This window comes from Oceanobacillus rekensis (assembly GCF_002153375.1).
In the GTDB taxonomy this organism is placed as follows: domain Bacteria; phylum Bacillota; class Bacilli; order Bacillales; family Amphibacillaceae; genus Oceanobacillus; species Oceanobacillus rekensis.
This window is the reverse complement of sequence record NZ_MTBQ01000008.1, coordinates 65,528-79,282: the sequence shown is the minus strand read 5'-3', so window position 1 is coordinate 79,282 and position 13,755 is coordinate 65,528. Positions and strand designations below refer to the sequence as shown.

15 protein-coding genes are annotated in these 13,755 nt (G+C 35.4%); 10 read left to right on the top strand and 5 right to left on the bottom strand.

The annotated features are described in order from the left end of the window. The first annotated feature begins 88 nt into the window (after window positions 1-88). Window positions 89-1,213, top strand: a complete 1,125-nt coding sequence (locus BV906_RS16975) for a DUF2515 family protein (protein WP_245844273.1) — start codon at window positions 89-91, stop codon at window positions 1,211-1,213. Then, window positions 1,122-1,613 (top strand): CBO0543 family protein, encoded by a 492-nt coding sequence (locus BV906_RS20075; protein ID WP_342744412.1) that lies wholly within the window; start codon window positions 1,122-1,124, stop codon window positions 1,611-1,613. The genes BV906_RS16975 and BV906_RS20075 overlap by 92 nt, the downstream gene beginning before the upstream one ends. A gap of 293 nt (window positions 1,614-1,906) precedes the next feature. On the opposite strand, the gene BV906_RS16965 is transcribed toward BV906_RS20075, so the two are convergent. Both BV906_RS16965 and BV906_RS16960 read right to left on the bottom strand, forming a co-directional pair. Next, a complete protein-coding gene (locus BV906_RS16965) occupies window positions 1,907-3,205 on the bottom strand; it encodes an NAD(P)-binding domain-containing protein (RefSeq protein ID WP_087974816.1) in 1,299 nt (432 codons plus the stop codon). Window positions 3,206-3,233: 28 nt separating this feature from the next. Continuing rightward, the gene (locus BV906_RS16960) at window positions 3,234-3,548 is read right to left on the bottom strand and encodes an ArsR/SmtB family transcription factor (protein ID WP_087974815.1); all 315 of its coding nucleotides are present in this window, start codon (window positions 3,546-3,548) and stop codon (window positions 3,234-3,236) included. A gap of 480 nt (window positions 3,549-4,028) precedes the next feature. On the opposite strand from BV906_RS16960, the gene BV906_RS16955 reads away from it, so the two are divergent. The 3 genes from BV906_RS16955 to BV906_RS16945 all read left to right on the top strand — a co-directional run bounded on the left by BV906_RS16955 (window position 4,029) and on the right by BV906_RS16945 (window position 5,534). Next, a complete protein-coding gene (locus BV906_RS16955; RefSeq protein WP_245844271.1) occupies window positions 4,029-4,217 on the top strand; it encodes a hypothetical protein in 189 nt (62 codons plus the stop codon). 150 nt (window positions 4,218-4,367) lie between these two features. Beyond that, complete coding sequence (locus BV906_RS16950; RefSeq protein ID WP_087974814.1) at window positions 4,368-4,925, top strand: recombinase family protein; 558 nt, start codon at window positions 4,368-4,370, stop codon at window positions 4,923-4,925. A 381-nt stretch (window positions 4,926-5,306) separates the two neighbouring features. Then, on the top strand, window positions 5,307-5,534 hold the full coding sequence (locus BV906_RS16945) for an EMC3/TMCO1 family protein (RefSeq protein WP_176330390.1): 228 nt from the start codon (window positions 5,307-5,309) through the stop codon (window positions 5,532-5,534). A 225-nt stretch (window positions 5,535-5,759) separates the two neighbouring features. Here BV906_RS16945 and BV906_RS16940 read toward each other — a convergent pair whose 3' ends face one another. Further along, window positions 5,760-7,580: a DUF3794 domain-containing protein gene (locus tag BV906_RS16940; protein ID WP_140322018.1), complete on the bottom strand. Its 1,821-nt coding sequence runs from the start codon at window positions 7,578-7,580 to the stop codon at window positions 5,760-5,762. Window positions 7,581-8,175: 595 nt separating this feature from the next. Next, window positions 8,176-8,451, bottom strand: coding sequence for a DUF4183 domain-containing protein (locus BV906_RS16935; RefSeq protein WP_087974811.1), 276 nt, complete (start codon window positions 8,449-8,451; stop codon window positions 8,176-8,178). A gap of 79 nt (window positions 8,452-8,530) precedes the next feature. Between BV906_RS16935 and BV906_RS19590 the strand changes: the two genes are divergently transcribed. Both BV906_RS19590 and BV906_RS16925 read left to right on the top strand, forming a co-directional pair. After that, the gene (locus BV906_RS19590; RefSeq protein WP_176330389.1) at window positions 8,531-8,782 is read left to right on the top strand and encodes a hypothetical protein; all 252 of its coding nucleotides are present in this window, start codon (window positions 8,531-8,533) and stop codon (window positions 8,780-8,782) included. A 698-nt stretch (window positions 8,783-9,480) separates the two neighbouring features. Next, window positions 9,481-9,762, top strand: a complete 282-nt coding sequence (locus BV906_RS16925; protein ID WP_087974810.1) for a DUF4183 domain-containing protein — start codon at window positions 9,481-9,483, stop codon at window positions 9,760-9,762. Between the two features lie 704 nt (window positions 9,763-10,466). Here the strand turns inward: BV906_RS16925 and BV906_RS16920 are convergent. Next, the gene (locus BV906_RS16920) at window positions 10,467-10,631 is read right to left on the bottom strand and encodes an FbpB family small basic protein (RefSeq protein ID WP_087974809.1); all 165 of its coding nucleotides are present in this window, start codon (window positions 10,629-10,631) and stop codon (window positions 10,467-10,469) included. A gap of 387 nt (window positions 10,632-11,018) precedes the next feature. Here BV906_RS16920 and BV906_RS16915 point away from each other — a divergent pair, with 387 nt between their 5' ends. The 3 genes from BV906_RS16915 to phnE all read left to right on the top strand — a co-directional run bounded on the left by BV906_RS16915 (window position 11,019) and on the right by phnE (window position 13,747). After that, window positions 11,019-12,089 (top strand): phosphate/phosphite/phosphonate ABC transporter substrate-binding protein, encoded by a 1,071-nt coding sequence (locus tag BV906_RS16915; protein ID WP_087974808.1) that lies wholly within the window; start codon window positions 11,019-11,021, stop codon window positions 12,087-12,089. Between the two features lie 82 nt (window positions 12,090-12,171). Further along, window positions 12,172-12,957 (top strand): phosphonate ABC transporter ATP-binding protein, encoded by a 786-nt coding sequence (gene phnC / locus BV906_RS16910; protein ID WP_087974807.1) that lies wholly within the window; start codon window positions 12,172-12,174, stop codon window positions 12,955-12,957. Then, entirely contained in the window at window positions 12,932-13,747 is an 816-nt protein-coding gene (gene phnE, locus BV906_RS16905; protein ID WP_087974806.1) for a phosphonate ABC transporter, permease protein PhnE, read from the top strand. Before phnC ends, phnE begins: the two co-directional genes overlap by 26 nt. Window positions 13,748-13,755 lie beyond the last annotated feature (8 nt).

The following is a 13,755-nucleotide window of genomic DNA, read 5'->3' as shown; positions in this document are numbered from 1 at the left end:
TTTCAACTTTTCATCATTTATTCTCATACACACCCATAACATAATTAGTAAAGGAGTGATCTCCATCATTGAATGTTTAAAAAATAAATTGACTAGTCAAAAAATTACTCCTGAACTAACAGCAATAAAAAAGGAAATAACAAAGAAGTCGAGACCCACGATTCATGAAAATCAATTAAATGATGTGGAACATGATTTAATCGAATACATTAATCGTGAAACGGAAAAAAGAAATGTAAATAATGTGACACGAACAAATGCATACTTAAATTTTTATAAAAGGTTCCCTGAAATCCACTGGGCTTTTCTAGGACATATGGTTTCTCGAAATGGTGGATGGAACATGACCGATTTAAAAGGAAGTCTATTGTCCAGGTTGTTATCTTCGGAGGAACGGGAGGAGTTTTTTACTTTTTTAGAGCGAGGCAATTGGTTAATCTTTCAGGACATTTATCCACAATTACTGCTTTATGAAGAAAGTGTAAAAAGAAATACCAATCTTTTTTACCTTTTACCATTGTTTCATGTCTCCTTTTTTATGAGAGTGATTTGGAATTACTTCTACCGAATCAAAGATCGATACCTGTTGACCGTCGCACTTATTGTCAATGAACAAAGTTATTTGGAGAAAAGAGTCATTCAGAATCCTTATTATCAATCCACTGTACTGGAAACACTGGAATTTAAACTGCAGGAGTTATTGGATTTAAACCAAATAATTTTCCCTTACCTAGAGGGAAAGGAGATAAAAATTATTGGTGAAACCATTCATCAATTTGCCTCTTTACATAACCGGATTTTGTTAGGAAAACGTTTGTATCAATTACTTTTTGATACGGAAAACTACTTATCTATTTATAAGTGGGCGATCCAACACCCCCACACAGGCTCGAGAAAAGATTTTTTTCCTCATTTATTTAACGATCTTGATGAATCCGTACCTGGGGGCACATACCAACGAAGAATAAAAGACTGCCGCATAAAGAAAAACGCCCCAAAATTATATAGTCCCATATTAAAATTTGCGTGGAATAATATGGCACAGAAAGAAGCAGAGAAAGGGGATTGGTATTCGGATTGGAAAGTAATTCATTATTTAAAAAAGGATATGTTTAAAGGAAATGGAGCTATTTATCATGAATATTGTAAAACACTTGAGAAAATCGAGTTTTCGATCCTCGCGAAAGAAGCCATATTACCGAAGAAATCATAGAATTAAAACCTATTTATCTACCATTTTTTTCGCCTCACTTATAGGAACGTATTTAGATTTAATGCTAGTGGGGGCAGGTCTATATTCCTTTCCAAGGCGTCCGTTTTCAGAGGTATTTACAATTAATATCTTATTCACGCTTTGTATCCTGCCGTTATTTTCCCTTATCATTATTTTTGTATTAAAAAGGTTACATAAATTACCTAGGTACCTTTTCCTGTTTATTTGCAGTTTATTTGTATACATAGCAGAACAAACAGCAGAACAATATGGTTTATTTATCCATTCCACTTATTGGAAACATGAATTTTCCCTTTTTGGTTACTTTCTCTTTCTAATCGTTATTTGGAAGTTTTATAGCTGGTTTGAAAATGGACAGAGGGGCGGTTCTCCTGATTGATTTTAAAATTCAATTGGGATATATAATTTCATTGTGACGTAGGATATAACATTCACTTAGGTTATAGCTTTTAATTATGCCCTCCAAAAATTGAACAACAGAAACATGACCGTAGATTCCAAAATAATTGCTGGATTTTTTCCTGTAATTTCCTTCAAATGCTTTAAAAATTCCTGAAGTACTGCTAGCCCTTCATTAGTGTGATCTACTTTAAAGCTTTAGGACGCAAAATACTCTCTTTTTTAAGACTCCACCATGATTAATGACCATTTAACAACCTCTTCTTTCAATTTCTAGTTACAATTCGTTGTGCAACAGCTACTTCCAGTATTTACTCCTTTTATTTCCAATGGTATTGATATGGGGGAAACCTTACAAACCCCTGTTTCAGGTAAGTTTAATTTTACTTTTCTAGCTTCTTCCTTGTCTCCTGCAAGGTATGCAACTATTGAACGAACCTGTTCATAACCTGTTGCCATCAAAAATGTCGGTGCACGCCCGTAACTTTTCACTCCGGCTATATAGAATCCATGCTCTGGCTGGCGTAACTCTTTTTCACCATGTGGACGAACTGTTCCGCAACTATGAAGGTTAGGATCGATAAGTGGAGCGAGTTCGCGTGTACTCTCCACTGCAGGATCTATACCTAATCTTATCTCGTTCAAAAAGGAAAAGTCAGGTCTAGCCCCAGTATTTACTATAATTTCATCTACTTCATTTAAAATTTCTTCGTTTGTACCTTTTATTTCAAAATGTCCATTTTTCTCTGTAATTTCTTCTACATAAAATCCAGTGAGAACATTGACAAGACCATGATCAACAAGCTGGTGTGCCTGTTTACCGAGTTCACCTCTTGCTTGCAATTCATCATTCGCTTCTCCTCCAAAAGCTTCATGTACGTGTTTCTTACGAATGATCCAGGAAATCTCTGTGTTTGGAAATTTGTTTTTTAATTTGGCTAGGTCAATTAATGTATTTAAAGCAGAATGTCCACTACCGACTACTGCCACGTGCTTGTTTTTAAAAACTGCTTGTTCTTCAAGTAAATTGGGGATATGGGTGTGCGATTTACCTTTTAGTGCTTCATTACTCCATACACCGTCTGCAAAGGGAGGGTTAGGGTGACTCCAAGTCCCAGTGGCATCAATAACAGCTTTTGCTTCTACTTTTTTAATGCTGCCATTAAGGTTTACATAAAGAATGAAAGGCTGTTGTTCACGAGAGTTGGATTTCATTTTATCTGTGTTCTTTTTGGTTATATTCGTAACTTCAGCATTATAAAGAATTCTCTCCTTTAGTTGTGGATGATTTGATAAAGGTTCTAAGTATTCATCCACCAATTCCTTACCAGTTGGTAATTTATCAGCTTTAGGTTCAACCCAATCTGTTTTTTGTAATAACTTTTTGGCAGCTTCATTTATGTTGAATTCCCATGGAGAAAATAACTGGACGTGTCCCCACTCAAGAATGTTATCTGCCACTTTTGAACCTTTTTCCAAAACCAGAAAACCTTGATCATATTCAATTAAATGGGCAGCTGCGGCAAGACCTACCGGACCTGCACCAATGATTACTATAGGTAATTCCGACATATATACCTCTCCTTTTTATTAATTCAAATTAGTTTTTACGGAACAAGCAACAAAGTTCTTCTGATAGAACATTATTTATTTCTTTATGATTTAAGGAGTAATAGCTCCAAGTACCTTTTTTATTCTGAATAATTAGGTTTGCTTGCAATAATATCTTTAAGTGATAAGAGAGTTTTGATTGCGGCAGGTCCATTTCTTCCATTAAATCGCAAACACAAATCGAATCTGCAGGTGTATTTGCCAATAAATATAGGATATGCAGCCTCTTTCCATCAGCAAGTGCTTTAAATGTTCCTTCATAATGTTTGAATGTACTTTGTAAATCAACTGTTACAGGAAGCATAAAAACCCTCCATTCATTTAATCAAATTTTATTGATATATTCATCCTATATCAAATATTTTTGATTAACAAGTTATAAATCAACTTTTTTTATTAATAATTTTTATTTAGTTATTAATTGTAAGATTATCTTTAGTTACATTTCTTTACGGTATAAATGTCAAATATAATCATGCATTGCGGAATATATTGTGATTTTTTTCACTTAAACTATATGGTGCTTGTGCGGCCGAGCTTAGGTCGTGTCATATAACGGGTGGGATTCCCGTCGAGTAAGAACTAGCCATTCACTCGTAGCGAGTCTTGGAGGGCTAAAGGTAACTCTAGTCTTTAAGCGTAGACAGTTAGGTAGCGGGCCGAAAGCCAAATGGTTGAAGGGATTGAGCTCCATAATGTTAGTAAATCGAGAGGGCTGATGCCTTAAGCGCAGCAGAAAGCTTACTAGGGATACATTTACTACACACAGAGGTAGGGATAATAAATGGAAACAAAACTACTAAGGATAGCAGAATTAGCAAAAGCTGATCCTAAAATGAAATTTACATCTCTTGCACATTTATTAAATGAGCAATCACTAATTCAATGTCTTCATGAATTACCAAACAAAAAGGCAACTGGGGTTAATGGAACGACTAAAGAGCAATACGGGAATTCGACTTTTTTAGATTGAAATTCACTTAGTGTACAAAATTTCAATAAATGTTGGTGGTAATACCCAACCTGCAAAATATCGATTAAAATCGGTGCAAAATAGCATCTAAAGTAACATCAATGGTTATAACGGTGTCATAACTAAGGTTCATAAGTGAGGTGAGTTGAATTGAAATATGGGTATGCTAGAGTTTCTACAATACATCAAGATTTACAAGGACAATTAAATCAACTAGAAAGTGAAGATTGTAATGTTATTTATAAGGAGAAATTTACAGGAACAAAAAAGGAACGTCCTGAATTTATGAAGCTGTTAGAAATATTAAAAGATGGCGATACGCTTGTGGTGATGAAATTAGATCGGTTCGCCAGGACGACTCGAGACGGAATAGAAGTTATACAAGACTTATTTAAACGCAATGTGAAAGTTCATGTCTTGAATATGGGATTAGTTGAGGATACTCCAACAGGGCGACTGATATTAAGCGTTATGCTTGCGTTCGCCGAATTTGAAAGGGATATGATTGTAGAACGTACTCAAGAAGGTAAAGCGATAGCGAAGCAAAAACCTGATTTCCGAGAAGGGAGACCAAATAAATTTAGTAAGAAACATATAGAAAATGCTCTTGAATTATTAGAAAACCATTCATATAAACAGGTAGAGGAAAAAACAGGCGTTTCAAAAAGCACGCTAATAAGAGCTAAGAAGAAAAGATGTATGTTGTAAGAACTTCAGGCTTGGGTTTTGCTTAAGCAAAATAGAGGTCTTGAAAAAAGTGGTAGTTTCACTTAATTAATGAATTGACTGGGAATTCCTTTCTGGAAAAATACCCGGGGGTAACATATAAACAGCAATCAATAAGGAAGTGAATCATCCCCCCTGTTCTCTGCCGAAACATCAACCTCTTAAAAAGTCTGTTATAATTATTTTCTCTATTGAATAATACTGGGGGCCTGACGTTAAACGTGGATATTATACGCTAAGACTCAACATCTTAATATATATTTTGAATATAAATAACCAAAAAGGGATTCCAATACTTTTTTGGTGTTTGCCCCCCCTGCGGCGTTACAACTTCAAAACGCCCTAGAACAAATGAATGCAACCATGAAAATTATTGCTGATCAAAAAGAAGAGATCGCCGAACTGCGGAAACATATTACGGATGTCGAAAAGAAACAACAAAAACAAGAAGAATATATCCATCATCAACTAGAACGAGATCAAAAGTTAATGAAATCCTTAAGAAAGATGCAGGAGGAAAAACAAAAGGAGCTTGCTGCAACCGCCGAAAACACCCCAAAAAAGAGCTGGTGGAATCGCCTTTTCAAATAATTTTTCGCTATTTTATACAGGATTTTATGCATTTTTGAAGGTTGATCTGGAAGGGAAAACGTAGATCCAGCAACGATGTATAAAATTGTACATAATCGGTTAAAAACGAACAACAGCCAAACCCACTTACATTAAGGTTTTGGCTGTTTGCGTAACTTCTCGAAAAGAAATTTATGTTAACTAGTTTTGTATAGAGTATACAAAACGTAAGGGGTTGTTGAATAACTATATATTCATGTTTCCTTGTAAATCAAATGCATCCAGCGTCATACCGAATGATGCTGCTTCAGCATTGTAACCTACTGGGTAAACTGGATCTACTACGTCCCCGGGGCGTTGTCCATAACCATTAGGAAAATTAAAAGTATTATCATACACCTTAATTTGATCTTCGGAAGGTATATTGTTTCCACCGCCACCCCCAGCAAAATATACAGCTAAACGAGTTGGATGAGGGTTAATAAACGTATTATTTTGAATCAATAGATCTTCAACCAAAGCATAATTCACCCGTGTAGTTAAGATCACGGAACTTCCAGATTTATCCTGATGATCAATGGAATTATCCTCTATAAATAAACTTGTGGAACCTTCAAGAAAACTGTAAAAATTAACAAACTGAGTAAAACTTGTCATCGTATTGCCAGTCACATTGATCGTACCAGATACCGTATAGGAAGCTAAATTAGGTTCGAAGATAACAGCTCCTACACTTGTACTACCGCCCTGAAATGTATTATTTAAAACATTTGTAGTTCCTCGTACCATTTGAAATCTTAGACTCTGAGTATTAGGGGCATTATGAATAAATATATTATCCAATAGAGTCATATTCTCTACCCACATATAGCCACTTCGGACCGTTCCCTCTATAATACTTGATTTAATTGTAATATTTGCGTAAAGGTTGTCAGGAGTTCTTAATGGTACACTAAACACTGCATTTGTTCCTGTTAACGCTCTATTACTAATCAAGTGCAAGTTATCTACTGTTACATTATCTGCTTGTATTACGAGCCCATCCATCGTGTTTGAGGAACTAAAAACGACTTGAGGACGAACCTCCCCTTCACCTTGTAAAGTTAAAGATTTGTTAATTATAAGTTGAGTATCAACATTGTAGATACCTTCTAATATGTGAACAATACCACCAGTATTAACAGCTGCCATTCCTTCCTCAATAGTCCCAAAAGGGTTAGCGCGACTCCCGTCTCCTCCAGTTGAACCAGATTCCACATAAATATTATTAGGATCGACGGTAACCTGCTCTACCGCGTTATTTAAAGCACCTTGAACACTTTGAACACTTGTATAACCTCTTTGAGGGCGATTCTCCAAAATAATCTCAGCAACTTGATTCTTTTGAGCTTCACTTAACGTTTCATAGATCGTCAGATCAAGACCAAGTGAAGGGTCTTCAATGGCAGCACGCATTTCTTCTACAGTTTCAGCATCATTAACAGCATCTAAAAGTCCATTTCCGATTGGAAGTGCTGGAAGTGCTGGAAGAACAAAAGTTGGAGGATTATCTGCTTTACAACGGTCATTTAGATCGCAGAAATAACCATGTTTATCTACAATCACTGGTCGAGTAACAGTAATGGTAGTGCGTAGGATAATTTTGATTAAAATACCTGTGACAATTTCTAGACCTGCGACATCAACAACTGGTACTCCTGGTTGAACAAAGATTCCTTCTATTTGAAGAGGAGCTTCCGTTACGGTATCCTCAGGGCAAGCTCCTGGACAATCTGTATGCGCTTGGAATGGCAGACTTGTTGTAAAGGTAACAGGAACATCTACACCTAAAATTGTTACTGTAATAGTTGCAGGAACAATTCCAATATTAACCACTTTTCCCTCAATAATGCGAACATTCTGGGTAATCCCAGCTAAATTCGGTACAACATTTACAGAAACAATATCAGTAATATCAGGAAGATCCGGGAACAAACCAAGAGGAAGCGTTACTTCTGCAACCTTTTGTACCTTCTTTGAACATACCAATGAATCAACTACAGTACAGTCGCTGATTAATGGTTTCATTTTACGCTCAAGAGCTTTAAATTTGCACTTGCAAGCTGTATCTTGAGATCCACCAGTCTTACAGCAGTCCTTGTGTTTAGACTTTTTTAAATATCTATCCGGCTTTTTACCGTTATGACTAGATGACATATTCATCACACCTTTTCCTATCCTTAGTTTCTTTTATACATAGCTCTTAATGATTAGTTAATTCATTAAAAAATATATGGTTTGTGTACTAGTCCTAATTGAGAGAAAAATTAATTTAACGATGATTTCGAACAATATGCTTTAAGCGAAAGATAACTGACAAATGAAAAAACTCAAGTAAGAACTGTTTTGATTGCTGTATTGCCGAAAGCCAACAATAATTGTTGTCTTTAATTTCGTTATCAAAAATAAGATAACACTCCATGCAACTAGAGTTTCTTAATGATACAGTACAGTCGGTGCGTGAAGAATAAAAAATGAAAAAATCGCGACACATATCGCGATTTACTTCCTCCAAGAAGTCTATGACCACCGAAAGGGTCCAGATTAAGGAGTTGAACATCCCTTTTATATCAACGTTTATATTCTTAACGTACAATTTTTCCGAAATGCTGTCTGTACTCCATTAACTTATAGTTACAAATTGAAGAGTTATAGGCACCCCATCCTGGGGGGCTCCATCTAACAAAGTTAATTCTCCTTCTTCCACTTTGTAAGAAGTTTGAGGTTGAAGAATACCATTGATAAATAAATTAATAAAGGAAACGTCGTTTGGTGATAATATCTGAGTTGTTCCGTATTGTGGTAATCCATCAGCGTTTGTATATACAAGCTTTTGATTTTCAGCAAAAGTAAAATACAATAAATTACTAACAGTACTCGGCGGTGGCGTACAGTCCATAATAGTAATAGGTACGTTAGCTCTTACTCCAGGAAAAGAAGGAAGTGTAGCTGTAACCGTTACTGATCCAGATCCATTAGTGGCTGTAAATATAGTAGAAAACACACCTGAATTGTCTGTAGTGGCAGTAATGGGAGTTACAGAACCAAGAAGAGCGTTATTTACTGAAAAATGGACTGGGACCCCTATAGCTGGAAACCCATTCAACAATACTTGGCCGGAAAGAGTTGAAGTGTTATTTGCTTGCTCTGAAGTACATACCGTATTTGGAACAGCATTCATGGTAATTGTTGCGGATGGGGGCTTAGGTACACTTTTCTTGGGTGGGTAGGGACACAAACAAGGATTAGATCCACAAATGAGACAACAAATAGAAGAATCAATGCAACAACAAGGGATGGAACGACAACATGAGCAACAACATCGATATGAAGACAAAAAATTGTAGCCTCCTTTGTTTGTAATATACTATATCATATCAAAATCTAGTGACTTTGCTTGTATGTCTGCCCGAGGCTTCTTAAAATTTTGCCATATGATTTCGTATGGAGAGGAAGATTAAAGAGTGGGACAGGTTTAATCATCTTTCGAAGATAAAGGGTGTAAGTTCGGAAGGTCAATCCCATCAAAGATATGAATGTATGAAAATATCAAAATCCATATCTTTTTTTAGGAAAATTTCTTTTCTAACTAAACAAGTGTCTTTATCGTTTGTCCAACGTACGCATACAATACTTCCCGAACGTTATCTAAATCCTTTTTAACGTTCATATTAACCCTAAGAGATTGACTGTAGAAAGTAAGTCTCTTTTATAAATAAAAAAATACTATTTTGGACTTTCACAAAAATAAAAGAGCCTTGAAATTAAAGGTAATAATAAAGATACTTGTCATATACAAGCTTTGACTTGGAATCATATTCTGTTAATGAGGATCTTCTTCAAAAAAAAAGAGGGATAAGAGAAGCATCCTTAATGCGATGACAACCTTGTAGGTTTAATGTACAAGGAATAAGGAGGGAAGATAAAAATGCCACTTACTAGACCCTTTATGGCTTCCAGAAAGTTTGTTGCTACAATTGGAGATGGAACAGGAACAGGTGCAACATTTACAATTCCAGCAACATCCTTTACCGATGACACCGGTGCTGCAACTACAACCTTTCCATTACCAACTTATTATATTTTATATATAAATGGTTTCATTCAAACAGGTGATGTCTCAACCATTACTACTACTGATATAAATATTCCAGATGGCGATACACTTGATGATGCAACTCCAGTTACTGTTGAAATTGTAGTTAACTAACATTGTATATAATTTACTAGAAGGTCACAGTAATGTATCCGATAGTGGCGGTGGTGATTTCTAAATAAAAAACCTCTTGTACTTTCAATTGTGCAAGAGGTTTTTTATAGGTAACTTTTTACTACAACTAGTTTTTTATTGGCTTGCCTTTTAAGCCAAATACTGCAAAAGCGAAAATAGAACTATCGTGGCTGGTAAGTTTGTGAAAATTTGTACTTAAACTACTTGGTGCGTTAGTTTTATTAAATCAAGCGAGGTTTGTATAATTAAATTTCATCAAGAAAATTAATATGGTGGGGAAAAGAGAACGATAAATGATATTTTTAGAGAAAATTATTTTTTCAGCATTTTCTGCACTAATTCTTTCACTATCTTTAGCTTTTTTGCAAAATACACCAAGTAAAGTTAAATTGGAACCTACTATAAAAATTACCCACCAATAGAACGAAAAAAAGTGTTCATGGTTTGTTCCTTGTTCCTCGTCATTTGTAACAGATAGCGGCACAGTGGGAGCTGATACGTTTCAAAAAATGATTGGTACTGTGTTTTGACCTAAAGCGTATCATGCATACGATTCAATATTAATCGAGAATATAAAGACACGGTAAGGCTGACAATTTGCTTTTACCGTGTCTTTTTAAAAATTTAATTGACATGGTGAGATAAACTTATAAATACAGAGATGCTGGATAGGAACTTGTTTTTTAAGAAACAGTTTTATATTCAAATTCTTTACGTTGTTCTAGGACATGTGCTTCTCGTTTCTTTTCTAAACGCATCTCTATTCTAGATATACTTTCTTCATCATTTAGAAGCTCTTGTTTATTCTCATTAACTAACTGTTCGAAATTTAATAATTTTGGTCGCATATGTGACACTCGTTCTTATGTTCTAACTACATTATAAACTATTTTTCGCGTTATAAATCAAAATTGTTTGAACATTTTAATGAATATTTGTCACAAAACGCGAAATTTTTGTTTAATTATTGATTTTGTCATAAAGAGTTAATAGCTTATCAAGTTCCTGAATAAATGTCGCTATGAGTAGGACTTTTATTGAAGTTTTATAACCATCTTACTCGAATACAATATTTGTTGTTGAATTTGATATCGGTAGGGGATAAGAACAAAATTCAAACGTATATAAATTGGCAACAAATCCCAAAATACACCATTAGTTTACATGAAATTAACAGTTAATTAACATGATTCTGTTATGGTGAATTAATAATAAATAATTAGGAGGATAGTTATATGAAAAAAGTCATTATATTTGCTACAGCAGTTCTATTTTGCATTGTCTTAGCCGCATGTGGAAATCAAGAAACAGAAGGTGCTTCTTCATCTGAAAGCGCTGACTCTGATAATTCTACACAAAATGAAGCTATCGAGAGATTGTCAATTGGATTTGTACCCTCTCGTGAGCCAGAGGAAATTATTACTGCTACAGAACCATTGAAAGAATTATTAAAAGAAGAACTATCAGGTCAAGGCTACGATGTTGGTGAAATTGAAATCACTGTAGGAACAAATTATGAAGCAGTAGGAGAAGCGTTATCAGCAGGAACAACGGATATCGGTTTTATTCCGGGTGGTACATATGTATTGTATGATGACGGGGCTGAAGTCATTTTAACTTCAACACGTGCAGGTTTAAGCAATGATTCTGATGATCCTGTAGATTGGAACAAAAATGAACCAACAGAACCAACGGACGAACAAGCAACTTCTTATCGTGCATTATTAATTGCCGGTCCATCAGAAAACGGGAAAGCTCTAGCAGAGAAAGTGAATAATGGCGATGAGTTAACATTCGAAGATTTAAACAATGCTACATGGAATGTGATGTCATCATCATCTCCAGCAGGTTATATTTACCCTGCACTATGGTTACAGGAAAACTTTGATAAAACAATTACTGATTTATCTAAAGCGGTACAAACTGATTCGTACGGTAGTTCATTTGCTCGTTTAGCTTCGGGGCAAACCGATGTGTTAGTAACGTATGCAGATGCACGTCGTGACTTTGAAGATACTTGGGCTTCTGAATATGGTCGTAAAGCAGATATTTGGGAAGAAACAGATGTCATTGGGGTAATGCCAGCTATCTATAACGACACGATTAGTGTAAGTAAAAACTCTGAAAATATGAATGACGACTTGAAAGCAGCATTAAAAACAGCATTTATGAATATTGGAGAATCAGAAGAAGGAAAAGAAGTAATATCAATCTACAGTCATGAAGGTTATCAAGAAGCAACAGACGCAGATTATGACAATGAACGTAAAGCTCAAGAAATCGTACAGCAAGTAGGATTAAACTAAACGAAAAGTAATTTTAATAGAAAAAGTAAAAATGAGAACGTTATTCAATGTTCTCATTTTTTTCTAAGATTGGAGTATTATCATGATTGAGTTTAAGCAAGTTCAAAAACAATATCCCAATGGTTTACTGGCGTTAAATGATATTAACCTTCAAATTAAACAAGGGGAATATGTAGCGATTATTGGACTATCAGGTGCGGGGAAATCCACATTATTACGTTGTATAAATCGAATGCATGATATCACAGCGGGTTCTTTAACTGTAGACAATGTGGAAATAAGTACGTTAAAAGGAAAGGGAATTCGTCAATTACGTCGTAATATCGGGATGATTTTTCAGTCTTTTAACTTAGTAACTCGTATTTCAGCGATGAAAAATGTTCTTGTATCATTTGTACCTCAAATGCCTTTATGGAGAAAAATACTAGGAATCTTCACTGAACAAGAGAAAAAACAAGCCTTAATGGCGCTTGATAAAGTTGGAATTTTAGACAAAGCATACATACGGGTCGATCAATTATCAGGTGGGCAACAGCAACGTGTAGCACTCGCACGTACACTTGCTCAAAATCCTCAAATTATTTTAGCTGATGAACCAGTGGCATCACTTGACCCGTTAACAGCAAATCAAGTAATGGAAGACTTCAGGCGTATTAATCAAGAACTTAGTATGACAGTTATTATGAATATTCATCACATAGAATTAGCACTTGACTATGCGACTCGTGTTATTGGCATACATGCAGGGGAGATTGTGTATGATGGACGTTCAGAAGATATAACAGAAGAGATTTTAGAACAAATTTATAAAGGTTCGATTTATAAAGGGGGTGATATAGCGCATGTTCGCGAAGATGTTACTAACTAGGAAAATGACTCTTCCAAACGGGAAAATTGTTGTGGAAATGCGATCTATGACACCCCTTGTCATATTACTCTTAATTGGTTTTGGCTATGGGTCTATTCAAATTACAGGGTTTGACCTTCAGGTTCTAATAAACCGAATAGGTCAGTTCTTTGTCATAATCCAGGAGATGATACCACCAACATGGGCCTATATCCCGCAAGTTTGGAGGCCTTTATTAGACACAATCAAAATGTCACTTCTCGGTTCACTTTTAGGCGCAATAACTGCATTACCGTTAGCAATGCTTGCAGCGAGTAACATTACGAAAACAAAATGGGTTTCATCAACGGTCAAATTTATTTTAAGTATATTGCGAACACTTCCCACACTTGTTGTTGCTCTTATTGCAACTTATATTTTTGGTTTAGGAACACTGGCAGGAACAGTTGCTATTTACTTATTTACTATCGCATATATTGGAAAATTATTATACGAACAGATAGAAAATGCCAATTTGGATGCATATGAAGCGATGCATTCCATGGGATTAACAACCATTCAATCGTTTCGTTATGCTGTTTTTCCACAAATACTACCAAACTATTTATCGACCTCCCTATTTTGCTTTGAAGGTAACGTTCGTTACGCCGCTATTCTAGGGTATGTTGGGGCAGGTGGTATCGGGCTGCTATTAAATGAAAGTCTTGGATGGAGAAACTATTCTAACTTAGGCATGATTTTACTTATGTTAGTTGTCGTCGTCTACATGATTGAATCAATTAGTGAGTATTACCGAAAGAAATTAACGTAGGAGATTAC

What these genes read in the sequence shown, in the direction of transcription:
- BV906_RS16935 (WP_087974811.1), bottom strand. Translation starts at nt 8,451, where the DNA reads ATGGACTGTACGCCACCGCCGAGTACTGTTAGTAATTTATTGTATTTT.
- BV906_RS16960 (WP_087974815.1), bottom strand. Translation starts at nt 3,548, where the DNA reads ATGCTTCCTGTAACAGTTGATTTACAAAGTACATTCAAACATTATGAA.
- BV906_RS16945 (WP_176330390.1), top strand. Translation starts at nt 5,307, where the DNA reads ATGAAAATTATTGCTGATCAAAAAGAAGAGATCGCCGAACTGCGGAAA.
- BV906_RS16915 (WP_087974808.1), top strand. Translation starts at nt 11,019, where the DNA reads ATGAAAAAAGTCATTATATTTGCTACAGCAGTTCTATTTTGCATTGTC.
- BV906_RS16920 (WP_087974809.1), bottom strand. Translation starts at nt 10,631, where the DNA reads ATGCGACCAAAATTATTAAATTTCGAACAGTTAGTTAATGAGAATAAA.
- BV906_RS16925 (WP_087974810.1), top strand. Translation starts at nt 9,481, where the DNA reads ATGCCACTTACTAGACCCTTTATGGCTTCCAGAAAGTTTGTTGCTACA.
- BV906_RS20075 (WP_342744412.1), top strand. Translation starts at nt 1,122, where the DNA reads ATGGAGCTATTTATCATGAATATTGTAAAACACTTGAGAAAATCGAGT.
- BV906_RS16965 (WP_087974816.1), bottom strand. Translation starts at nt 3,205, where the DNA reads ATGTCGGAATTACCTATAGTAATCATTGGTGCAGGTCCGGTAGGTCTT.
- BV906_RS16955 (WP_245844271.1), top strand. Translation starts at nt 4,029, where the DNA reads ATGGAAACAAAACTACTAAGGATAGCAGAATTAGCAAAAGCTGATCCT.
- phnE (WP_087974806.1), top strand. Translation starts at nt 12,932, where the DNA reads ATGTTCGCGAAGATGTTACTAACTAGGAAAATGACTCTTCCAAACGGG.
- phnC (WP_087974807.1), top strand. Translation starts at nt 12,172, where the DNA reads ATGATTGAGTTTAAGCAAGTTCAAAAACAATATCCCAATGGTTTACTG.
- BV906_RS16940 (WP_140322018.1), bottom strand. Translation starts at nt 7,580, where the DNA reads ATGAAACCATTAATCAGCGACTGTACTGTAGTTGATTCATTGGTATGT.